The organism is Burkholderia sp. Se-20373 (assembly GCF_017104705.1).
GTDB lineage: Bacteria > Pseudomonadota > Gammaproteobacteria > Burkholderiales > Burkholderiaceae > Burkholderia.
This window is the reverse complement of the sequence record NZ_JAAGPH010000097.1, coordinates 1-21,480: the sequence shown is the minus strand read 5'-3', so window position 1 is coordinate 21,480 and position 21,480 is coordinate 1. Positions and strand designations below refer to the sequence as shown.

Genomic DNA, 21,480 nt, shown 5'->3' with positions numbered 1-21,480 from the left:
CGTCGCCGGACGCCGTCAAGCAGCCTTCTTCGCGTGCTTCTCGGGGGCCGCCGCGCCTGCACTCGCCCCCACCTCCGCGCTTGCCGGATTGTTCGGATGCGTGGTCCAGTTCGCGTAGTCGCCCGAATCGACACGCTCCATCGTGATGCATTGCTCGACCGGGCACACATGCATGCAAAGATTGCACCCGACGCATTCCGAATCGACCACTTCGAAGTGGCGCACGCCGTCCTTCGTCGCGGTGATCGCCTGGTGCGACGTGTCCTCGCATGCGATATGGCACAGCCCGCACTGGATGCAGCGGTCCTGGTCGATGCGCGCCTTGATGTCGTACTTCAGGTTCAGGTATTTCCAGTCGGTCACGTTCGGCACCGCGCGGCCGCGGATGTCGTCGAGCGTCGCGTAGCCCTTCTCGTCCATCCAGTTCGACAACCCGTCGGCCAGGTCCGACACGATCCGGAATCCGTAATGCATCGCGGCGGTGCACACCTGCACGCTGCCGGCGCCGAGCACCATGAACTCCGCCGCGTCGCGCCATGACGAGATGCCGCCGATGCCCGAGATCGGCAGGTTCGGCGTTTCCGGGTCGCGCGCGATCTCCGCGACCATGTTCAGTGCGATCGGCTTGACCGCCGGGCCGCAATAGCCGCCGTGCGTGCCCTTGCCGTCGACCATCGGCATCGGCGCCATGTGGTCGAGATCGACCGCGACGATCGAGTTGATCGTGTTGATCAGCGACACGCCGTCCGCGCCGCCCTTGTACGCGGCACGCGAGCCCATCCGGATGTCGCTGATGTTCGGCGTGAGCTTCACGAGGCACGGCAGCTTCGTGCCTTCCTTCACCCAGCGCGTGACCATCTCCACATATTCGGGGACCTGCCCGACCGCCGCGCCCATCCCGCGCTCGCTCATCCCGTGCGGGCAGCCGAAGTTCAGCTCGACCGCGTCGGCGCCCGTATCCTCGACGAGCGGCAGGATCCATTTCCAGTCGCGCTCGTTGCACGGCACCATCAGCGATACGATCAGCGCGCGGTCCGGCCAGTCGCGCTTCACCTGCGCGATCTCTCTCAGGTTCACGTCGAGCGGACGGTCGGTGATCAGCTCGATGTTGTTCAGCCCCGCGATGCGCTGGCCGTTCCACTGCACCGCGCCATAGCGCGAACTGACGTTGACGACGTGCGGATCGAGCCCGAGCGTCTTCCAGACGACGCCGCCCCAGCCCGCTTCGAACGCGCGGTTCACGTTGTAGGCCTTGTCGGTCGGCGGCGCGGACGCCAGCCAGAAGGGATTCGGCGAAGTGATGCCCGCGATGGTGCAGCGAAGGTCGGCCATGTTCGGCTCCGTGAGAGTGGGGTCGTGTTCGTTGTGATCGTGGTGCGTGACGCGCGTCGTGCGGTCACGCGGCCTTCGCGTCGCGCTGCGCGAGCGTCGCGTCGATCGACGCGGCCGCGCGCTTGCCGTCCTGCACGGCCTGCACCGTGAGGTCGACGCCGCCCGTCGCCGCGCAGTCGCCGCCGGCCCACACGTCGGGCCATGCGGTGCGCCCGTCGGCGTCCACCGCGATGCGCGCGCCGTCCGCGGTCAGCAACGCGGCGTCGATGGCGTCCGGCACCAGCGTCTGGCCGATCGCCTTCAGCACCATGTCCGCCTCGACGGTGAAGCGCTCGCCCAATGCCGCCTCGAACTCGACACCCGTCACCTGCCCGTTCTCACCCGCGATGCGCACCGGCTTCGCGTGCGTGACGAGCGTGACGCCGCTCTTCTGCGCGAACTCGCGCTCGGCCCACGTCGCGCTCATCGCCTCCACGCCGCGCCGGTACACCATCGTCACGCGCTCGGCGCCGAGCTTGCGGCTCTGCACCGCCGCATCGATGGCCGTATTGCCGCCGCCGATCACCACCACGCGCCGCCCGACCGCCACGTTCTCCAGCGCATCGGCCTGCCGCACCTGCACGATGAAATCGACCGCGTTCATCACGCCGTTCAGTTGCTCGCCGTCGATCGACAGCGCACGCACGCCGCCGAGGCCCATCGCGAGAAACACCGCGTCGTGCTGCTCGCGCAGTGCGTCGAGCGTGATGTCGCGGCCGAGCGCGACGCCGGTTTTCAACGTGATGCCGCCCACCGACAGCAGCCACTCGACTTCACGCTGCGCGAAATCGTCGACGGTCTTGTACGCGGCGATCCCGTATTCGTTGAGGCCGCCGCCCTTCGGGCGCGCGTCGAACAGCGTGACGCGGTGCCCGGCGAGCGCGAGCCGGTGCGCGCATGCGAGCCCGGCCGGCCCCGCGCCGACCACCGCGACATGGCGGCCCGTGTCGGGCGCGCGCGTGAAGCGCACCGCGCCGGTCTCCATCGCCCAGTCGGTCGCATGCCGCTGCAGCGCGCCGATCGAGACCGGCTGCGCATCCTGGTGGTTGCGCACGCATGCGCCTTCGCACAGGATCTCGGTCGGACACACGCGGGCGCACATCCCGCCGAGCGGATTCGCCGACAAGATGTCGGTCGCGGCCCCCTTCAGGTTGCCGTTGCCGATCTTGCGGATGAAGCTCGGAATGTCGATCTGCGTCGGGCAAGCCTGCACGCACGGCGCGTCGTAGCAGTAATGGCAGCGGCTGGCGGCGGCCGCGGCGGCAGTCGGATCGAGCAGCGGCGCGATATCGGCGAATTCGCACGAGAGTTGCGTGGACGACAGGCGATGCGCGGCGATATCGCCGGTTGGCTGGGTGGTCATACGCGTTCCTTCGACTGGGTGGAGACAAAGCCGTCCCCCGTCGGCTGCGAATGCACAGTCGGGGCGGTCGTTATTAGGCATGCTACGGTCAGGCTGTCAGGCGTTGGGCAGCCTGCCGACTGCTACGGTCTCTGTGTCATGAAGCCGGCTCGCATGCGTGCGACAGCATCGCGTGCAGCAGCACGTTCGCACCGGCCTCGATCCAGGCGGGCGTCGCGTCCTCGATCTCGTTGTGGCTGATGCCGTCGACACACGGCACGAACACCATCGACGTCGGCGCGACCTGCGCGAGGTAGCACGCATCGTGGCCGGCACCCGACACGATGTCGCGATGCGAGAAGCCGAAGCGATCGGCCGCGCTGCGCACGGCTTCGACGCAGGCCGCGTCGAACGCGACCGGCTTGTAATAGAAAATCTGCTCGAGTTCGGTCTCGAGCCCGATCTCGCCCGCGATGCGCGCCACACCTTCGCGCAACGCGGCATCCATCTTCGCGAGCACCGCGTCGTCCGGATGACGGAAATCGACGGTGAAGAACACGCGGCCCGGAATCACGTTGCGCGAGTTCGGGTAGACCTGCATCATGCCGACCGTCGCGCAGCCGAACGGCGCGTGATCGAGGCCGATCCGGTTGACGAGATCGACCACGCGCGACGCGCCGAGCAGCGCATCGCGCCGCCGCGGCATCGGCGTCGGCCCCGCGTGGGCTTCCTGGCCCGTGAACGTGATCTCGTACCAGCGCTGCCCCTGCGCGTCGGTCACGACGCCGATCGTCTTGCACTCCGCTTCGAGAATCGGCCCCTGCTCGATATGCAGTTCGAACGCCGCGTGCAGCTTGCGTCCGCCGCAGGGCACGTCACCTGCATAGCCGATCCGCGCCAGTTCCTCGCCGATCGTCTTGCCGTCCACATCCTTGCGCGACAACCCGTATTCGAGCGAAAACACCCCCGCGAACACGCCGGAGGCGACCATCGCCGGCGCGAAGCGTGAACCTTCCTCGTTGGTCCAGATCACGACCTCGACCGGATGCTCGGTCTCGATGCCGTGATCGTTGAGACTGCGAATCACCTCGAGGCCGCCGAGCACGCCATAGATGCCGTCGAAGCGGCCGCCGGTCGGCTGCGAATCCGCGTGCGAGCCCGTGACGACCGGCGCCGCATCGGCCACGCGGCCCGCGCGGCGCATGAACACGTTGCCCATCGTATCGACCGTCACCGTGCAGCCGGCGGCCTTCGCCCAGCCGACGATCAGGTCGCGGCCGGCCTTGTCGAGATCGGTCAGCGCGAGGCGGCACACGCCGCCCTTCGGCGTCGCGCCGATCTTCGCGACTTCCATCAGGCTGTCCCACAACCGCTTGCCGTCGACCTTGATCGACGTGTCGAAAGCTGCCCGCTTCACTGTTTCCGATACCGCGTTCATTCGTATCGCTCCTGTGGGGTCGGTGATGTCGTCAGCCCGGTCTGTGCCGGTGCGTGTCATGCCTGTTTCGGGGCAACGCCGCCCAAGCGCGGTGCATGCCCTGATCGTTCGCGAAGATCGTCCGACGAATCGGGCTGAAGGTTTCCACCGCTCGTCGAATCCTGTCCGATTGGACAGGTTTTAGACGATCAAAATGACCAAATCAATCTCTTTCTTGCGTGAACGAATGGAGCGAGAAACGTGCCATCGCAACGCAGCATGGCGATGACTGCGCGAGATCGGTACGCGTGCGTTCGATGCGAATCAGCGGCTAGAATGAAGCCCAACGCGGCATGCCCGCCGCGCGAGGGCAACGATGAGACATGACCAGTCGGCAACCGCAGCCACCGACAGCGACGAAACGCCCGCGCCTTTGCGGCGACGCAAGGCGCACATCCGCGAGTCCAACGAAGCGCATCTGCTCGCCTGCGCGGAGGCCGTGTTCGCGGAACGCGGGCTCGACGGCGCGAGTACCGCGATGATCGCGGAGCGCGCCGGCCTGCCGAAAGCCAACCTGCATTACTACTTCCCGACGAAGCTTGCGTTGTACCGCCGCGTGCTCGACGACCTGTTCGAGGACTGGCATCGCGCGGCCGGTACATTCGAGGCCGACGACGATCCGGTGGTAGCGATCAGCGGCTACGTGCGCGCGAAGATGGCGCTGTCGCGGCGGCGCCCGCTCGGCTCGAAGGTCTGGGCCAACGAGATCATCCACGGTGCGGAGCACATGCAGGACATCCTGTCGGAACGCGTGAAGCCGTGGTTCGATACGCGCGTGAAGGTCATCGACGGCTGGATCGCGCGCGGGCTGCTCGCGCCGATCGACGCGCATGCGCTGATGTACCTGATCTGGGCCACCACGCAGCACTACGCGGATTTCGACGCGCAGATCCGCGCGCTGAGCGGCAAGCGCACGTTCACGCAGAAGGCGTACGACGAGAAGACCGAGCAGGTCGTGCAGCTCGTGATTCGCGCGTGCGGGGCGGTGTCGCCGGAGGCAAAGGCGTAGCGCGGCAACGCGATCCGCCAAAAGCAAATCGGGTATCGCACCGGTGTTTCCCGTGCGATACCCGTCGTACGCGCCGCCGCATGCGGACACCGCGTGATGCGCCGCGCGATGCGTCGCGCGATGCGTTACACGACGCGCTCGATCGCGATCGCCGTCGCCTCGCCACCGCCGATGCACAGCGACGCGACGCCGCGCTTCATCCCATACGTTTCGAGCGCGGCCAGCAGCGTCACCATCACGCGCGCCCCCGATGCCCCGATCGGATGCCCGAGCGCACACGCGCCGCCGTGCACGTTGACCTTTTCATGCGGCAGGTCGAGGTCGCGCATCGCGGCCATCGGCACCACCGCGAACGCTTCGTTGATCTCGAACAGATCGACGTCGCGCAGGTTCCAGCTAGTCTTCTCCGACAGCTTGCGCAGCGCGCCGATCGGCGCGGTCGCGAACAGGCCCGGCTTGTCCGCGTAGGTCGAATGCCCGACGATCACGGCCTTCGGCGTGAGGCCCAGGCGCTCCGCTTCCGAGCGGCGCATCATCACGAGCGCGGCCGCGCCGTCCGAGATCGACGACGCATTCGCGGCCGTCACCGTGCCGCCATCGCGGAACGCAGCCTTCAGCGTCGGGATCTTGTCGAGCTTCGCCTTGCCCGGCTGTTCGTCGATCGACACGACCGTTTCGGTCTTGCCGGCCTTCACGGTCACCGGTGCGATCTCCGATACGAAATGCCCATCGGCGATCGCCCGTTGCGCGCGCGTCAACGATGCGATCGCGAACGCATCCTGCGCCTCGCGCGTGAACTGGTACGCCTGCGCGCAATCCTCGGCGAACGTGCCCATCAGGCGGCCCTTCTCGTACGCGTCCTCGAGCCCGTCGAGGAACATGTGATCGAGCACCTGCCCGTGACCCATGCGCATCCCCGCGCGCGCCTTCGGCAGCAGGTACGGCGAATTCGTCATGCTCTCCATCCCGCCCGCGACGGCCACGCCTGCCGAGCCCGCCAGCAGCAGGTCGTGCGCGAACATCGCGGCCTTCATCCCCGAGCCGCACATCTTGTTGACCGTGGTCGCGCCCGCCGCGAGCGGCAGCCCGGCCTTCAGCGCGGCCTGCCGCGCCGGCGCCTGGCCCTGGCCCGCCGGCAGCACGCAGCCGAACACGATTTCATCGATGCGCTCGGCCGGCACGTTCGCGCGCTCGAGCGCCGCGCGAATCGCTACCGCGCCGAGGTCGCTCGCGCTCGCGGCCGCCAGGTCACCCTGAAAGCCACCCATCGGCGTACGCGCCATACCCACGATTACGATCGGATCCTGAGTCGTCATGATTCGCTTCCTCCAGTGTCAGCGCGGTGCCATGCGCAACGCGCCATCGAGACGGATGACTTCGCCGTTCAGCATCGTGTTCTCGGCGATGTGGCGCACCAGCGCCGCAAATTCTTCCGGGCGGCCGAGCCGCGGCGGGAACGGCACGCTCTTGCCGAGCGCGTCCTGCACGTCCTGCGGCATGCCGGCCATCATCGGCGTCGCGAAGATGCCCGGCGCGACCGTCACCACGCGAATGCCGAACCGCGCGAGTTCGCGCGCGATCGGCAGCGTCATGCCCACCACGCCGCTCTTCGACGCCGCATACGCGGCCTGCCCGATCTGCCCGTCGAACGCCGCGACCGACGCGGTGTTGACGACCACGCCGCGCTCGCCTTCCGCATTGGGCTCCTGCTTCGACATCGCGTCGGCGGCCAGCCGGATCATGTTGAACGTGCCGACCAGATTGATCGACACCGCGCGTGCGAAACGGTCGAGCGAGTGCGGGCCGTCGCGGCCCACCACCTTCTCGCCCGGCGCGACGCCCGCGCAGTTGACGAGCGCGTCGATGCGGCCGAACGCGTCACGCGCGGCGGCGACGGCCGCCTGCCCATCGGCTTCGCTCGTCACGTCGGTCTTCACGAAGCGTGCGGCCGTGCCAAGCTCGTGCGCGAGGCCCGCACCGGCCTCTTCGTTGACGTCCAGCAGCACGGCCTTGCCGCCTTCCGCGACCACCATGCGCGCCACCGCGGCGCCGAGGCCGGAACCGGCGCCCGTGATCAGAAAAACGCGATCCTTGATTTCCATTCGCAGTCCGTACAGGTTGTGTTCAGGGTTGAGCGGCCTTCTCGGCTTCCATCTTGCGCAATACGAAGCGCTGGATCTTGCCGCTCGGGGTTTTCGGCAGCGCGTCGACGAAGTCGATCGCGCGCGGATAGGCGTGAGCGGACAGCCGCCGCTTCACGTGCAGGCTCAGTTCCTCGGCCAGCGCCGGCGTGCCGTCGTAGTCTTTCGACAGCACGACGAACGCCTTGACGATCTCCGTGCGCTCCGCGTCGGGCACGCCGATGACGGCGGCTTCGCTCACGGCCGGATGCTCGATCAGCGCGCTTTCCACGTCGAACGGGCCGATCCGGTAGCCGGACGACGTGATCACGTCGTCCGCGCGGCCGATGAAGCTCACGGTGCCGTCCGGCTCCAGCTCGACGTTGTCGCCGGTCCGGTAATAACCGCCCGCGATCGCCGGCGTGTCCTGCTGCCAGTAGCCGTGGAACCACAGCAGCGGCGAGCGTGCGATGTCGATCGCGAGGTTGCCCGGCTCGCCGGGGCCGAGCTCGCGGCTCGCGTCGTCGAGCACCGCGACGCGGTAGCCGGGCATCGCCAAGCCGGCCGACCCGGCGTGGACCGCATGCGCGAGGCCGTGGTGATTGTTCACGACCATCCCGAGTTCGGTCTGGCCGTAGTGATCGTAGATCGGCGCGCCGAGCGCCGCGTCGAACCAGCGCACGACTTCCGGATTCAACGGTTCGCCCGCGCTGCTCACCACGCGCAGCTTGCCCTTCAGCCGCGCCGCCGCGTCCGTGCCGGCCGCCATCAGCATCCGGTACGCCGTCGGCGAGCCGGCGAGGCTCGTGATCCCGAGGCGTTCGATCACGTCGTACGTGCTGTCGACCGTGAAACCGCCTTCGTAGAGCGTCGTCGCGTGGCCGAGCAGCAGCGGGCCCGTGATCGCGTAATAGAGGCCGTATGCCCAGCCCGGATCGGCGATGTTCCAGAACCGGTCGCCGGCACGCAGGTCCACCGCGTCGCGCATGTATGCGCCGAACGCGAGCAGCGCGCGCAGCGGTACCGGCACGCCTTTCGGCAAACCCGTCGTACCCGACGTCGACATCATCATGAACAGGTCCGTGCCCTTGCGCGGCACCGGCTCGAACGCGTCGGACTGCGCATCGAGCGCCGCGCGGAAATCGATGTCGTGTTCCGGCAGCGCTTCACCCGGCTCGCGCACCGTCGCAACGATCGGGCAATCGGCGATCTCGTCGAGCTTCGCGCGATTCGCGACGTTGGTCACGACCAGGCGCGCGTCGCTCATGCGCAGCCGGTGCTCGATCGCTTTCGGGCCGAATGCGGTGAACAGCGGCTGGTAGACGGCGCCCGCGCGCCACGTGCCGAGGATCGTCGCGACGAGTTCAGGTGTGCGCGGCAACAGGCCCGCCACCACGTCGCCCGGCTTCACGCCCTGCGCGACCAGCAGGTTCGCGACGCGCGCCGACAGCGCCTTCATCTGCGCGAACGTGTAGCGATGGTGCTGGCCGCCGGCATCGATCCAGTCGAGCGCGATCGCGTCCGCCGATGCGTGGCGGTCGCAGCATTCCACGCACGCGTTCAGGCCGCGCTCCAGGTCGCCGTGCAGTTGCTGCGCGGCGGTCTCGATACTGAACCGGGCCACGGCGTCGGCGTAGGCCGGCACCGCGCGGGCGGTAGCTCCATCAGACATGCGTGTCTCCTGTGCGTTATGGCCGCCGGCGAGCCAGGGGCGCGTCGGGGATAGTTCGATAGTAGACAGCCCGTACATTGCAATCAATGACAAACCGAATCTAGAATCGTGATCGCTTTTGCCATGTCGGGAGGATGCAGGAAAATGGGGCCGCAGATGATTTCGCCGGATTTCGTCGACGACGCGCTCGCGTGCCTGCGCCGGCAAGGCCTTCCGGTCGAGGCCGTGCTGCGCGCCGCCGGCCTGCCGGCCGCCGTGCGCGAGCCCGTCACGCCGCAGCAGTACGGCCGGCTTTGGCTCGCGATCGCCGCTGCGCTCGACGACGAATTCTTTGGCCTCGCCGCCCGCCCGATGCGGCGCGGCAGCTTCACGCTGCTGTGCCACGCGGTGCTGCACGCCGGCACGCTCGACAAGGCGCTGCGACGCGCGCTGCAGTTCCTGCGCGTGGTGCTGGACGAGCCGCATGGCGAGCTCGTCGTGGCCGACGGGCAGGCGCAGATCGTGCTGACGCAGACGGGCGCGCCCTACCCGGCGTTCGCGTACCGCACGTTCTGGCTGATCCTGCTCGGCGTCGCGTGCTGGCTGATCGGCCGGCGCATCCCGCTGCAGCGCATCGACTTCGCGTGCCCGAGCCCCGACCAGCGCAGCGACTATCACCAGTTCTTCGGCGTGCCCGTGCATTTCGACCGGCCCGACAGCCGGCTCGCATTCAACGCCGCGTACCTCGCGCTGCCGACGATCCGCTCCGAGCAGGCGCTGAAGACCTTCCTGCGCGGCGCGCCCGGCAACCTGCTCGTCCGCTACCGCCACGACACGGGCTGGGTCGCGAAAACGCGCGCGCAGCTGAAGACGCTACCGGCCGCGGAGTGGCCCGACTTCGATACGCTGGCCGTGCGCCTCGGCACGACGCCCGCGACGCTGCGGCGTCGGCTGCGCAGCGAAGGGCAAAGCTTCGCGGCAATCAAGGACGAGCTGCGCGGCGCGCTGGCCCAGTCGCTGCTGCACGGCAATGCGCTCAGCGTCGCGGAGATCGCGGCCGAGCTCGGCTTCACCGAGCCGAGCGCGTTTCATCGCGCATTCCGTAAATGGACGGGCACGAGCCCGGGTGCGTTCCGGCGGGACGTGCATGCGGCGGAGGGGGAGCCGGGGGTGGCGAACGAATGATGCGGCGGGCAGTCGTCAACACCGAATGCCCGACCGACACGAAAACGCTCACGCGATACCCTGCAGCGGCCGCGAGAACAGCTTGCATCCCGCGTAGTAGACGAGCGACGTCAGCGACAAACCGACGATCCACGACACGTCCGCGCCGCCGAGCCGGCTTGCCAGTTCTCCCGTATAGAGATCGGTCGCCATGAACGGCGCCTGCGCGGCGATGCCGATGAAATACGAGCCAACGGCGATCGTATTGAAGCGTCCGTAGATGCCGCCGTCCTGCCTGAAGAACGAATCGACGTCGTACTCGCCGTGACACACGAGGTAATAGTCGACGAGATTGATCGCGGTCCACGGCACGAGCACGTACAGCAGCAGCAGGATGAAGTTCGTGTAACCGGCGAGGAAATTGTCCTGCCCGAACAGCGCGATCGCGAGCGCGATGCCGCACAGAACGATCGCGGTGATCGCCCGCGCACGCGCCTTGCCCGACCACGACGGAAAGAGCGTCTGCAGCACGGTGATGGCCGACAGCGCGCCGCAATACAGTTCCATCGCATTGCTGGCCGCGATGCCGAACGACAGCACGACGATCACGAGCACGCTGATGCCTTGCGTGAGGCCCGTGAGGCCGCTCACGACATTGCCGTCGGGCGTCGCGAGCCCCACCAGGCAACCGAGCAGCATCGGGAAGAACGAACCGAGCACGCAGCCCCAGTAACTCGACCAGAACGCCGTGCGCGGCCCGGTATCGGGCGGCAGGTAGCGCGAATAGTCCGACACGTAAGGCGCATAGGCGATCTGCCACAGCGCGGCGACCGACATCGCGCCCAGGAAGCCCGACAGGTTCAGCGAATGCTTCGAGAACGTATCGGCGGGCAGTCCGTGCACGAAGATGATCCACACGAACGCCAGCACGAGCACGCTGCCCGAGCACCAGCTCAAGAGTCGCGCATACGCGTGGATCAGCTTGTAGCCGTAGATCGATCCGAGCAGGCTGATCAGGCCGATCACCGCGACGCCCGCGTCGAGCGGAATGTCGGCATTCAGGCTATGCAGCGCCTGCCCGCCGAACACGCAGTTCGACGCGAAGAAGCCCACGTACATCACGACGACCAGCCCGACCACGAGCAGCGCGCCGAACGACCCGAACTGCCCGCGGGTCTGGATCATCTGCGGCACGCCAAGCTGCGGCCCCTGCGCGGAATGCAACGCCATGAACACCGCGCCGACCAGGCTGCCGACCAGCGTGGCGAGCGCCGCCCACCAGAACGGCTGCTTGAACACCGTGGTCGCGAGCGATCCGGTGACGATCGTCAGCATCATGATGTTCGACCCGAACCAGATCGTGAACAGATCCTTCGCGCTGCCGTGCCGCTCGGTCAGCGGAATCGGCTGGATGGTGCTTTCCTCGAGATGAGCAATGGACTCGCCCTGACTCATTTCGTCTCCTTGTTTCTGTTGTGATGTTCGTGGATTCGGGGGCTGAAAAGTGACCGGGAATACGTGGCCGGCGCAAAAACGCGCGTGCTTCGAATACGCCGGTCATACTATTTGCATTCCTTACCAATATGCAGTCGGCGGCACATCGCCCTATCGCGACCACCGGCCACGACGCCCGGTCTTCAACTTGTCGAATTGCCGCTGCGGTGGCAGCACGCAGCGGGCCCCGTGGTTCGATCCGCTCCCGCCCGACTTTCATCGGACGGAAGCGCGTCGCTCAATCCGTCAGCAGTCGATCCCGAGCACTTCGCGCGCGGTGGCATCCACGGCCTTGCGCATCGTGTCGACCAGTTCATCGATTTGCGCGTGATCGATCACCAGCGGCGGCGCAACGATCAGTCGGCCGTTCGTCGAACGCACGATCGCGCCGAGTTCGAACCCTACCGTCCGGCTGTGCCAGGTCAGGTCGGCCTCGTTCGCAAAGCGCTCGCGCGTCGCCTTGTTCTTCGCGAACTGGATCGCGCCGACCGCGCCCACACCCTGGATCTCGCCGACGAGCGGATGATTGCCGAACGCGTCGCGCAGCGCCTTCTGCAGGTACGGCCCGGTATCCGTCTTCGTCCGCTCGACAAGACCCTCGCGCTCGAGCACGTCGAGATTGGCCAGTGCGACGGCGGCCGCGACCGGGTGCCCCGAATAGGTCAGCCCGTGCGCGTAGACCCCCCCCTTGTCGACCAGCGCATCGCCGATGCGCCGGCTCATGATCAGCCCGCCCATCGGCACGTAGCCCGAGGTCAGCCCCTTGGCCATGCAGATCAGGTCCGGTTCGAAGCCGAAGTGACGGTGCGCGAACCACTCACCGGTACGGCCGAACCCGCCGATCACTTCATCCGCACAGAGCAGCACGTCGTACTGGCGGCAGATGCGCTCGATTTCCTGCCAGTAGCCGTCCGGCGGGAAAATCATCCCGCCCGCACCCTGGAACGGCTCCGCGACGAACGCGGCCACGCGCTCAGCGCCGATCTCGAGGATCTTGCGCTCGAGCGACAGCGCCGCCTGCTTGCCGAATGCCTCGGGGCTCAGGTCGCCGCCATTCGCGTACCAGTACGGTTCGTCCACGTGCGTGATGTTCGGAATCGGCAGGTCGCCCATTTCATGCATGAACGCCATGCCGCCCAGCGATGCGCTGCCCACCGTCGACCCGTGATAACCGTTCACGCGGCCGATCAGCACCTTCTTCTGCGGCTTGCCCATCACGTCCCAGAATCGCCGCACGGTGCGAATCAGCACTTCATTCGATTCGGATCCCGAATTGGTATACACCACATGACTGAAGCGATTGCCGAGCAGCGCGAACAGCCGCTCCGACAGTTCGATCACCGACGGGTGCGTCGTATGAAAGAACATGTTGTAGTAGGACAGTTCCTTCATCTGCCGCGCGGCGGCGTCGACCAGCTCCGGCCGCCCATAGCCGACGTTGGTGCACCACAGCCCGGACATGCCGTCCAGGTAGCGGTTGCCGTCGTTGTCCCATAGATGGATACCTTCGCCGCGCACCATCACGCGCGCGCCTTCCTCGTTCAGCGCCTTCTGGTCGACGAACGCATGCAGGTGATGGGCGGCGTCGCTGCGTTGATAGTCCTGCGTCGTACGATGCGGAAAGTTGGGCGCATTCATGGGCGAGTCTCCGGTTCGTTGTGTGGATGAAAAGCGTTGTCGTGTTGCGCGGCGCAACCGCATGCGGGCCGCCGCGTCGAATCAGTAACTGATCCAGGTTGTCTTGAGGCCCGTGTACTTGTCGATCGCATGCAGCGAAAGATCGCGGCCGAAGCCCGACTGGCGGAACCCGCCGAACGGCGTCTGCGCGCTCAGCGCATCGACCGTGTTGACGGACACCGTGCCGGCACGCAGCCGCCCGGATACGCGGTGCGCACGCGACAGGCTGCCGGTCCAGAGCGATGCGGCCAGCCCATAAATCGAGTCGTTCGCGAGCCGGATGGCCTCGTCCTCGGTGTCGAACGCCAGCACCGACAGCACCGGCCCGAAGATCTCCTCGCGTGCGATGGCGTCGTCGTGCTTCACGTCGATGAAGATCGTCGGCTCGATGAAGTAGCCCTTGCCGTCGACGCGCGGCGCGCCTCCGCCGATCGCGAGCGTCGCACTATCGCGGCCGCGAGCGATCCACTCGCGCACGCGCCGATGCTGTTGCTCGTCGACGATTGCGCCCATCCCGCTCGACGGATCGAGCGGATCGCCCGGCATGAACGCGGCGGCGTGCGCAATCAGCCGGTCGACGAACGCATCGTGAATCGAACGCTGGACCAGCAGCCGAGAGTTGGCGGAACACACCTCGCCCTGGTTGAAGAAAATGCCGAAGCACGCCTTGCGGGCGGCCAGGTCGAGATCGTCCGTATCGTCGAAGACCAGGTTCGGGCTCTTGCCGCCGCACTCGAGCCACACCTGCTTCATGTTCGATTGCGCGGCGTACTCGAGGAATTTCTTGCCGACGGCCGTCGATCCGGTGAAGGCGAGCACGTCCACGTCGGGATGCAGCCCGAGCGCACGCCCCGCGGTTTCGCCGTAGCCCGGCACGACGTTCAGCACGCCCGGCGGCAGGCCGGCCTCGAGCGCCAGTTCCGCGAGCCGCAACGCGGACAGCGGCGATTGCTCCGCCGGCTTCAACACGACGCTGTTGCCCGCCGCCAGCGCCGGCGCCACCTTCCACGCGACCATGTCGAGCGGAAAATTCCACGGCACCACGGCACCGACCACGCCCAACGGTTCGCGCGTGACGATCGCGAGGTTGCCGGGATCGGTCGACGCGACTTCGCCATGCAGCTTGTCGACGGCTTCACCGTACCAGCTGAACAGGCCGCCCGCGGCGGGCACGTCGATGCTGAACGCATCCGCCACGCGCTTGCCCATGTTGAGCGAGTCGAGCAACGCGAGCTCCACGCCGTGCGCTGCGATGAGTTCGCCGAGCCGGCACAGCACGCGCTTGCGCTCGGCCGGCGCGCAACGTGACCAGACGCCGGATTCGAACGCGTGACGCGCGGCACGCACAGCATCGTCGATGTCCGGTGCATCGCACGACGCGACTTCCGCGATGACGGCCTCCGTCGCCGGATCGATCGCGGCGAACGTCCGGCCGCTTCGAGCCGGCACGCCGCGCCCGCCGATATGCGCGAGTGTTCTCGGGACCACTTGCGCCGCGAGACGTCTCCAGTCCGCGTGCTGATGGTTTTCTGCTGAAGTTGGGTTCATTCGAGACTCCGTTTTGACGACCAGGCGTTTATGCGTTGTTCTGCGCCTGAACTCGACCCGACGAAAGACGCCAGCGGGCACGACCGATGCCCATGACCGCCGCGCATCGCCGCAGTCGTCCGGTTGGCAAACTGTCGGTCGTCAAAAAGAGATTTGAAAGAACAGTTTTTCTTCTCATTGAAGAGGTTATTTCTATTCATTCCGCGGTCGTGCAGTGGGTTTTCCTGCCACGCCGCAAACCCGGTGCCGTTTGTTTGCGTGCGATCGCGTCGGCGTTCCGTGCAAAGCGACGCGACACCTGCAGCGCCCCCCCCTGGCCGGTACGGCATTGCGCCCCAGCCCATCCGACCACATACTGGTCGGCCTGCACGAACGAGGATGCGTCGATGACAAGTGTCGATCAGGGCGCCGCTTCGATCTTTGGCGTGATCGGAACGGCCGTGTCTTTGCTGGCGGCGATTCCGTATGCGCTCGCCATCTACCGGCGCACGGTTCGCCCGCATCCGTTCACCTGGCTCGTGTGGTCGGTCGTCACGGCGATCGCGGCTGCCGGCCAGTTCGTCGCGGGGGCCGGGCCGTCCGCGTGGTGCACGGCAGCCATTGCCGTTACCTGCTTCCTGACGCTGGTGGCGAGCATCTTTCGGGGAGAACCCGGCTGGTCACGCGTCGACTGGTTTTTCCTGGTCGCGGCCCTGTCGGCCATTCCGCTGTGGATGCTGACCGACGACCCGACGCTCTCGATCTGTCTGGTCACGCTGATCGAGCTGGCCGGCCTCGGCCCGACCGTCCGCAAGACGATCCGCGATCCGTGGAGCGAGAGCCTCACGTATTTCGCGCTGTGCGTGCTCAAGTACGCGCTGGCCTTGCTGGCGTTGAGCACGTGGAGCGTCGCGGTCGCGTTCTATCCGGCCGTCAACGTCATCGCATCGATCGGCATCTGCGCGGTGATGCTCGTCCGGCGCCAATCGCTGTCGAACGCGCGATAGACGGTATTCGTCGCTGCGGTATGTTCGTTGCTGCTGTTGCTCGCCGGTATGACCTGAACCACAACCCTTCAGAGACGATGCGAGGCCGTGAAATGGATGCAATCCGTACAGCGATCGAACCCGGTGAAATCGCGCTTCGTGCCGCGATGCTGGCCAACGATGTCGAAGCGCTCGATGCGTTGCTGGACGACGACCTGGTGTTCACCGTTCCGACCGGCCAGGTCATCTCGAAGGCGGACGACCTGGCCGCGCATCGCGCGAGGCTGCTGCGCCTCGACAGACTCGATGTGCAGGAAACACACGCATACGCGATCGGCGAGATGATCCTGACCACGACGAAGGCGAGACTCGCCGGCCATTTCGACGGCACGGCGTTCGACGGCATGTTTGCCTATACTCGGCTCTGGCGCCGATCCTCCGCCGGCTGGCGCGTCGCCGCCGGGCATGCATCGCAAGTCGCGTAGCCGCGCCGAGCCTGGCCTTCCTTCGAGTCGGCAAGGTTCGAATCCGGCGTCGAGTCGATGCCAGCCGGGCGATACCCCCAACGAAGGGGGCGGCCATTACAGGAGACGAGATGCACCAAGCATTCACCGTACGCGCTGCCCGTGCCGCGGACGCGGACGCACTCACGCGACTGGCTCGCATTTCGAAGGCACACTGGGGCTATCCGCAGGACTGGCTCGACTTGTGGCAGAGCGATCTCACGATTGCGCCGGAGACGATCGACGGGTCGATCGGATACGTTGCGGAATCCGGCGCGGCAATCATCGGGTTCTGGGTCCGGGCGTCATCGGAATCGGATCGCCCGACGCCCGGATGGCTGTTCGTCCATCCCGACCACATGGGCCGCGATGTCGCCCGGGCACTGTGGGAAGAGGTCCGCAGGGAAAGCGCCGCGAGAGGGATCAGAAGCTTCGTGATCGAAGCGGACCCCAATGCGGTTCCGTTCTATCTGGCGCTCGGCGCTGAAAAAATCGGCGAAAAGGAATCGAGCGTCGTCCCGGGCAGGTTCTTCCCGATCTTGAGGATCACGATCTGATTGCAGCGTCCGTCGGCACCCCCGCCAGACGCACCCGGTATCGCCCTTCTCACGCTGACTGCAACGTCATCGCGCGGCGGTCCTCGAGCTTGAACTCGCCGACCGTCTGCGCGAGCCTGGCGGCCTGCTCGCGCAGCAATGTCGCGGCCGCCGCGGACTGCTCGACGAGCGCCGCGTTCTGCTGCGTCGCATTGTCGAGATGCGACACCGCCTGATTCACCTGCTCGATCCCCGTGCTCTGCTCCTTGGCGGCGACGGTAATTTCCGCAATCACGCTCGTGATGCTGCGCACGCCCTCGACGATTTCGTTCATCGTCGTGCCGGCCGTCTGGACGAGTCCCGAGCCTCCCTCGATCTTCTCGACCGACGAGTGAATCAGCTGCTTGATTTCCTTGGCGGCCTGCGCGCTGCGCTGCGCGAGCGCACGCACCTCGCCCGCGACAACCGCAAAGCCCCGGCCGTGCTCGTTCGCACGTGCGGCCTCGACGGCAGCGTTCAACGCGAGAATGTTGGTCTGGAACGCGATGCCGTCGATCACGCCGACGATGTTGGCGATCTCGCTCGACGCCTGCGTGATCTCGTTCATCGTCGAGACGACTTCGCTGACGACCGTGCCGCCGCGCACCGCGACGTCCGACGCCGATTCCGCCAGACGGCTCACCTGGCTCGCGGCATCGGCCGAGTTGCGGGCCGTGCCGGCGATCTCCTCGAGCGCGGCGGCGGTTTCCTGCAAGCTCGATGCAGCATGTTCGGTCCGCCCGGACAAATCCTGGTTGCCCTGCGCGATCTCCGCGCTCGCGAGGTTGACGGATTCGCTGAACTCGCGAATCTGCAGCAGGATCGTACTGATCTTTTCGGCGAACAGGTTGAACGCATGCGCGATCTGCGCGGCTTCGTCCGCGCCGTCGGCAGGCAGGCGTTTCGTCAGGTCGCCGCTGCCGGTCGAGACATCCGTCAGCGCGTCGCGAACCAGCAGGATGCGCTTGAAGGCCGCGTTCGTCATCGCGCCGACGAGCGCGGCCGCGATCACGGCCACGATCAGGATCGCCGCCAGCGTCGTCGTCGCGACCGCGCGCATGCCGGCTGTCACGTCGGCCTTGTCGAGCGCGAGCACGAGGGACCAGTCGGTACCGGCAATCGGCTGGGCCCGCAGCAGCTTGGTGGCGCCGTCGATGTCGACCGCGACGGGCTCGGACGCGGTTTGCAGCGCGCCGAGGTGGTCGGCGTCGAGTGCCGGCGAAAGACCGGTTGCCGGCTTCATGATCAGGTCGGTCTTGGCCGACGCAATCACGCGTCCGCTCTTGTCCACCAGAAATGCGAAGCTCGCGGGTGTCGGGTGTACCGAGGTCACGATCGAGCTCACACTTTCCATGAACAGGCTCGCGGCCAGCACGCCCTTCACCGTGCCGTCGCGCACCACGGGTACCGCGAACGCAACCGCCGGCTTGCCGGTCGTTGCATCGCGGTAGAGTGCCGTCACGACCAGGCTGCCGGCGCTGACGGCCTGCTTGTACCACGGGCGTGCTGTCGGGTCGTAGCCGGGCGCGAGCGGCACGTTCGAGAACGCGGTCTTGTCCGGCAGGCCGAGCGTCAATACTTCGAAGCCGCCCGACTTCCCAAGCAGCTTCAGCGCCGGCAGCGGGTCGCCCTCGCCGATTGCGATCGTGTCCGCGAGTGCCTGGGTTTCCCGGCCTCTGCTGGCCACCCATTCGTTGATCGCCAGCGCGTGCCCGGCGAGGATCGACTTGTGATTCTGGTCGATCGTCTCGTCGTTGTGTTGCTTGACGACGTAATAGACCAGGCCGCCTGTCACGGCCAGCGCCGTTACCACGATGGCGACGCAGGTCGCGAGTATCCGTGCACGAATCGAGGACAACATGATGACGTCGATCTCCGTTACCGCGTTATATGAATGGGGTCGCCGAAAGCGGGCAACGTCCTGTTTAACGACAGCGGCTGCGGGAACTTAAGGCCTGACTGGCCAGACCAGTGTGGACAACGGGTTCGACGGTACCGTGGATGGGAAGACGGACGAGCCGATCCGACAAGATCGGATACCGTGCGGACTGACTGGGGCGTGTAGCAGGGAGCCTTGAAGAACTGGCAACGCTCGTCCGGATACGCAGAAGGTTGCTATGTTCCGGTTCGCCGAAGGTTGAGACCTATCTGGATCGCGATCCGGTCGACTGCCTCATGGGCAACTGCGGGAGCGCACCCGGTTCAGCGTATCGAAGCAAGAGGACGAGACGGGGTATCCATTCCTTTCTGGCAAGCGTGCTGGATGGGCCGCTTACGATGGGTGTCCCCTTGGCGCGTGGCCGGCGGTAACGGGTATTACGCAAGGCCGACGCGTTCAGCAGCAGATTTTTTTCTCTCGCCACAATATTCGCGCGCCTGAAACGTCTTCAGGCACATGGAATCGCCACCCACTTCGCACACGATGACCGACCCAGACCGCGACATCACAGCGACGGTGATGCGTGAACGATCGAGGCTAGTGAATTTCATCCGGCGCCGGATTCGCGACCCGGACGACGCCGAGGACATCCTGCAGGATGTGTTTCACGATTTCGTACAGGCATATCGACTTCCTGCGCCAATCGAGCAGGCGAGTGCATGGCTGTTCCGTGCCGCGCGCAACCGCATCGTCGACCGTTTTCGCAAGAAGAAGGAACAGCCGCTGACCGATCTGTCCGAGGTCGACGATGACGCAAACGGTGAGTATCGCCTGGACCTCGCGCTACCGGCGCATGATGCCGGCCCCGAAGCACGCTACGCGCGCACGCTGGTGCTCAAGGCCTTGCAGGATGCGCTCGACGAGTTGCCGACGAATCAGCGGGAGGTATTTATCGCACACGAGCTGGAGGGCCGGTCCTTCAAGGAAATGGCCGCACAAAGCGGTGTCGCGCTCAATACGCTGCTCGCTCGCAAACGCTATGCGGTCTTGCATTTGCGTGCCCGACTGCAGCCCATTTATGACGAACTGGATAACACCTAGAGGAATCGACAGATGAATTTCCGAATCAGATGTGCAGGCAAGGCGCTTCTCGTGTTGATCGCGATAGGCGTGCTCGGATGGGTCGTCATGATGTTATGGAACTGGGTCATGCCGGCGCTGTTCGTAGGCGCCCGTACGATCGACTTCGCCCATGCGCTGGGCCTGCTCGTGTTGAGCCGCATCCTGTTCGGCGGATTCCGCGGACATCACGGCTGGCGCGGTCGACGCCACTGGCGCAAGTGGGAGTCCATGACACCCGAGGAACGCGAGCATTTCCGGACCGCGTGGCGATCCGGCAGCCACCGGCCCACGGGAGAATGAACATGTCCGACAAATCGACGGGCGGCTGCAAACAGAAACCGGGGGTGATTGCGCCGGTCGTCGATCTGAAACGGTGCGAGGGCAAAGGGGATTGTGTTGCGGTTTGCCCTGAGCACGTGTTCGAGATCCGGCGCATCGACAAAGTCGATTACCTCGGCCTGGATCTGATGCATCGCCTGAAGCAGCGCGTGCATGGAATGAAGGTCGCCTATACGCCGAATGCGTCCGCATGCCGGTCATGTGGACTGTGTGTGACGGCGTGCCCCGAACGCGCAATCACGCTCGCCCGAACGGTATAGCAACCTCCGCGTATCACCGATATCGAGCGACAGCGCGGCATCTCTGATGAGAGATGCCGCCGCTGAATACGTCGACCGAATCAATCTCTTCAAGGAAACGCACATGGCGTCACCCACCATCGCTCTTCTGCAGCGGCTCCACGAAGAGAGCCGGACCGAAATCGTCGCCCGCGCCCGTGCGCAGTTCCAGGGATCGAACGAGGATTTTCTGTCGCTAACCGAGGAATACGAAGCGATCGCGCCCCGTCTGCGGGGGCGATTTCTCGAAACGCTCGGGCTGTGCAGCGACGACTTCGATTCCCCCGAAGGCAGTCCGCTATCGTTGGCCGTGTCGCCGGAAACGGGCGGATTCTTGCGCAACATGGTGCTCTCGCAACGACCGGCCAGAATCCTTGAACTCGGCAGTTCATGCGGCGTATCCACGCTGTATTTCGCCGAGGCGCTGCGCACGTTGGGCCGTGGCGTGGTCGTCGCGACCGAACGCGATGCGCTCAAGTTCACACGCTTGCGCGATCACGTCCGGACAGCGGGCCTGGATGCCTATGTCGACATGCGGGAGGGTGACGTATTCGAGACCGTCGCCGAACTGGACGGCACTTTCGACATAGTGTTCATCGATGTATGGGCCGACGCCTATCTGAAACTGTTCAGGCAGATCGAGCGCCTGCTGCGCCCGGGATCGGTCGTGCTTGCCGACAACATGTACACCGCGGAAGACGCAGTTCGACCGTACAAGCACTACCTCGACAACGACCCGAGGTTTTCAACCACGACCCTGGACTTTGAATCGGGAGTCGAATTTACGGTCGTCGTTTCCTGAGTGGGGAGTCCGTCGAAGCGTTTCCTCCACAGGATCTGGACCTATCCGTGATTTCGTGGGCGAGGCATATCATGAGGTGTAAAGGCCATGGATATGCCGATGAAGAAAAAGAGACAAACTGTAGCGCGTCAGGCAGCGGCCCGAGGGCCGCTGCCTGAACTGCC

The 21,480-nt window shown here is 66.0% G+C and carries 19 protein-coding genes; 9 read left to right on the top strand and 10 right to left on the bottom strand.

Annotated elements, in window-relative coordinates:
• Window positions 1-15: 15 nt before the first annotated feature.
• The 3 genes from preA to G3N96_RS26380 all read right to left on the bottom strand — a co-directional run bounded on the left by preA (window position 16) and on the right by G3N96_RS26380 (window position 4,151).
• Window positions 16-1,332, bottom strand: coding sequence for an NAD-dependent dihydropyrimidine dehydrogenase subunit PreA (gene preA, locus G3N96_RS26390; RefSeq protein WP_206139002.1), 1,317 nt, complete (start codon window positions 1,330-1,332; stop codon window positions 16-18).
• A 64-nt stretch (window positions 1,333-1,396) separates the two neighbouring features.
• Window positions 1,397-2,734, bottom strand: coding sequence for an NAD(P)-dependent oxidoreductase (locus G3N96_RS26385; RefSeq protein ID WP_206139001.1), 1,338 nt, complete (start codon window positions 2,732-2,734; stop codon window positions 1,397-1,399).
• Between the two features lie 136 nt (window positions 2,735-2,870).
• A complete protein-coding gene (locus tag G3N96_RS26380) occupies window positions 2,871-4,151 on the bottom strand; it encodes a Zn-dependent hydrolase (protein WP_206139000.1) in 1,281 nt (426 codons plus the stop codon).
• Window positions 4,152-4,506: 355 nt separating this feature from the next.
• On the opposite strand from G3N96_RS26380, the gene G3N96_RS26375 reads away from it, so the two are divergent.
• Window positions 4,507-5,199: a TetR/AcrR family transcriptional regulator gene (locus G3N96_RS26375; RefSeq protein ID WP_206138999.1), complete on the top strand. Its 693-nt coding sequence runs from the start codon at window positions 4,507-4,509 to the stop codon at window positions 5,197-5,199.
• 125 nt (window positions 5,200-5,324) lie between these two features.
• Here G3N96_RS26375 and G3N96_RS26370 read toward each other — a convergent pair whose 3' ends face one another.
• Genes G3N96_RS26370 through G3N96_RS26360 form a run of 3 tightly spaced genes read right to left on the bottom strand, consistent with a single transcriptional unit; the run spans window position 5,325 to window position 8,991 of the window.
• The gene (locus G3N96_RS26370) at window positions 5,325-6,515 is read right to left on the bottom strand and encodes an acetyl-CoA C-acyltransferase (protein WP_206138998.1); all 1,191 of its coding nucleotides are present in this window, start codon (window positions 6,513-6,515) and stop codon (window positions 5,325-5,327) included.
• A gap of 18 nt (window positions 6,516-6,533) precedes the next feature.
• Entirely contained in the window at window positions 6,534-7,301 is a 768-nt protein-coding gene (locus tag G3N96_RS26365) for a 3-hydroxyacyl-CoA dehydrogenase (RefSeq protein ID WP_124580186.1), read from the bottom strand.
• 22 nt (window positions 7,302-7,323) lie between these two features.
• Window positions 7,324-8,991, bottom strand: a complete 1,668-nt coding sequence (locus G3N96_RS26360) for an acyl-CoA synthetase (protein WP_206138997.1) — start codon at window positions 8,989-8,991, stop codon at window positions 7,324-7,326.
• A gap of 144 nt (window positions 8,992-9,135) precedes the next feature.
• Here G3N96_RS26360 and G3N96_RS26355 point away from each other — a divergent pair, with 144 nt between their 5' ends.
• A complete protein-coding gene (locus G3N96_RS26355; RefSeq protein ID WP_206138996.1) occupies window positions 9,136-10,155 on the top strand; it encodes an AraC family transcriptional regulator in 1,020 nt (339 codons plus the stop codon).
• Between the two features lie 48 nt (window positions 10,156-10,203).
• On the opposite strand, the gene G3N96_RS26350 is transcribed toward G3N96_RS26355, so the two are convergent.
• From G3N96_RS26350 to G3N96_RS26340, 3 genes are all read right to left on the bottom strand, one after another.
• A complete protein-coding gene (locus tag G3N96_RS26350; protein WP_206138995.1) occupies window positions 10,204-11,589 on the bottom strand; it encodes a cytosine permease in 1,386 nt (461 codons plus the stop codon).
• Window positions 11,590-11,874: 285 nt separating this feature from the next.
• Window positions 11,875-13,266, bottom strand: coding sequence for an aspartate aminotransferase family protein (locus tag G3N96_RS26345; RefSeq protein WP_206138994.1), 1,392 nt, complete (start codon window positions 13,264-13,266; stop codon window positions 11,875-11,877).
• A gap of 81 nt (window positions 13,267-13,347) precedes the next feature.
• Window positions 13,348-14,853, bottom strand: a complete 1,506-nt coding sequence (locus tag G3N96_RS26340) for an aldehyde dehydrogenase (RefSeq protein WP_206138993.1) — start codon at window positions 14,851-14,853, stop codon at window positions 13,348-13,350.
• A 386-nt stretch (window positions 14,854-15,239) separates the two neighbouring features.
• Between G3N96_RS26340 and G3N96_RS26335 the strand changes: the two genes are divergently transcribed.
• From G3N96_RS26335 to G3N96_RS26325, 3 genes are all read left to right on the top strand, one after another.
• Window positions 15,240-15,839, top strand: a complete 600-nt coding sequence (locus G3N96_RS26335) for a hypothetical protein (RefSeq protein ID WP_206139009.1) — start codon at window positions 15,240-15,242, stop codon at window positions 15,837-15,839.
• Between the two features lie 92 nt (window positions 15,840-15,931).
• Window positions 15,932-16,303 (top strand): nuclear transport factor 2 family protein, encoded by a 372-nt coding sequence (locus G3N96_RS26330; protein WP_206139008.1) that lies wholly within the window; start codon window positions 15,932-15,934, stop codon window positions 16,301-16,303.
• A 110-nt stretch (window positions 16,304-16,413) separates the two neighbouring features.
• Complete coding sequence (locus G3N96_RS26325) at window positions 16,414-16,878, top strand: GNAT family N-acetyltransferase (protein ID WP_206138992.1); 465 nt, start codon at window positions 16,414-16,416, stop codon at window positions 16,876-16,878.
• Window positions 16,879-16,927: 49 nt separating this feature from the next.
• Here G3N96_RS26325 and G3N96_RS26320 read toward each other — a convergent pair whose 3' ends face one another.
• Window positions 16,928-18,757: a methyl-accepting chemotaxis protein gene (locus G3N96_RS26320; protein ID WP_124580199.1), complete on the bottom strand. Its 1,830-nt coding sequence runs from the start codon at window positions 18,755-18,757 to the stop codon at window positions 16,928-16,930.
• Between the two features lie 534 nt (window positions 18,758-19,291).
• Between G3N96_RS26320 and G3N96_RS26315 the strand changes: the two genes are divergently transcribed.
• The 4 genes from G3N96_RS26315 (at window position 19,292) to G3N96_RS26300 (ending at window position 21,316) form a co-directional block, all read left to right on the top strand.
• Complete coding sequence (locus tag G3N96_RS26315) at window positions 19,292-19,876, top strand: sigma-70 family RNA polymerase sigma factor (RefSeq protein WP_206138991.1); 585 nt, start codon at window positions 19,292-19,294, stop codon at window positions 19,874-19,876.
• A 12-nt stretch (window positions 19,877-19,888) separates the two neighbouring features.
• Window positions 19,889-20,197 (top strand): hypothetical protein, encoded by a 309-nt coding sequence (locus tag G3N96_RS26310; protein ID WP_124580203.1) that lies wholly within the window; start codon window positions 19,889-19,891, stop codon window positions 20,195-20,197.
• A 2-nt stretch (window positions 20,198-20,199) separates the two neighbouring features.
• A complete protein-coding gene (locus G3N96_RS26305; RefSeq protein WP_206138990.1) occupies window positions 20,200-20,496 on the top strand; it encodes a 4Fe-4S dicluster domain-containing protein in 297 nt (98 codons plus the stop codon).
• Window positions 20,497-20,599: 103 nt separating this feature from the next.
• Window positions 20,600-21,316 (top strand): class I SAM-dependent methyltransferase, encoded by a 717-nt coding sequence (locus G3N96_RS26300; protein WP_206138989.1) that lies wholly within the window; start codon window positions 20,600-20,602, stop codon window positions 21,314-21,316.
• Window positions 21,317-21,480 lie beyond the last annotated feature (164 nt).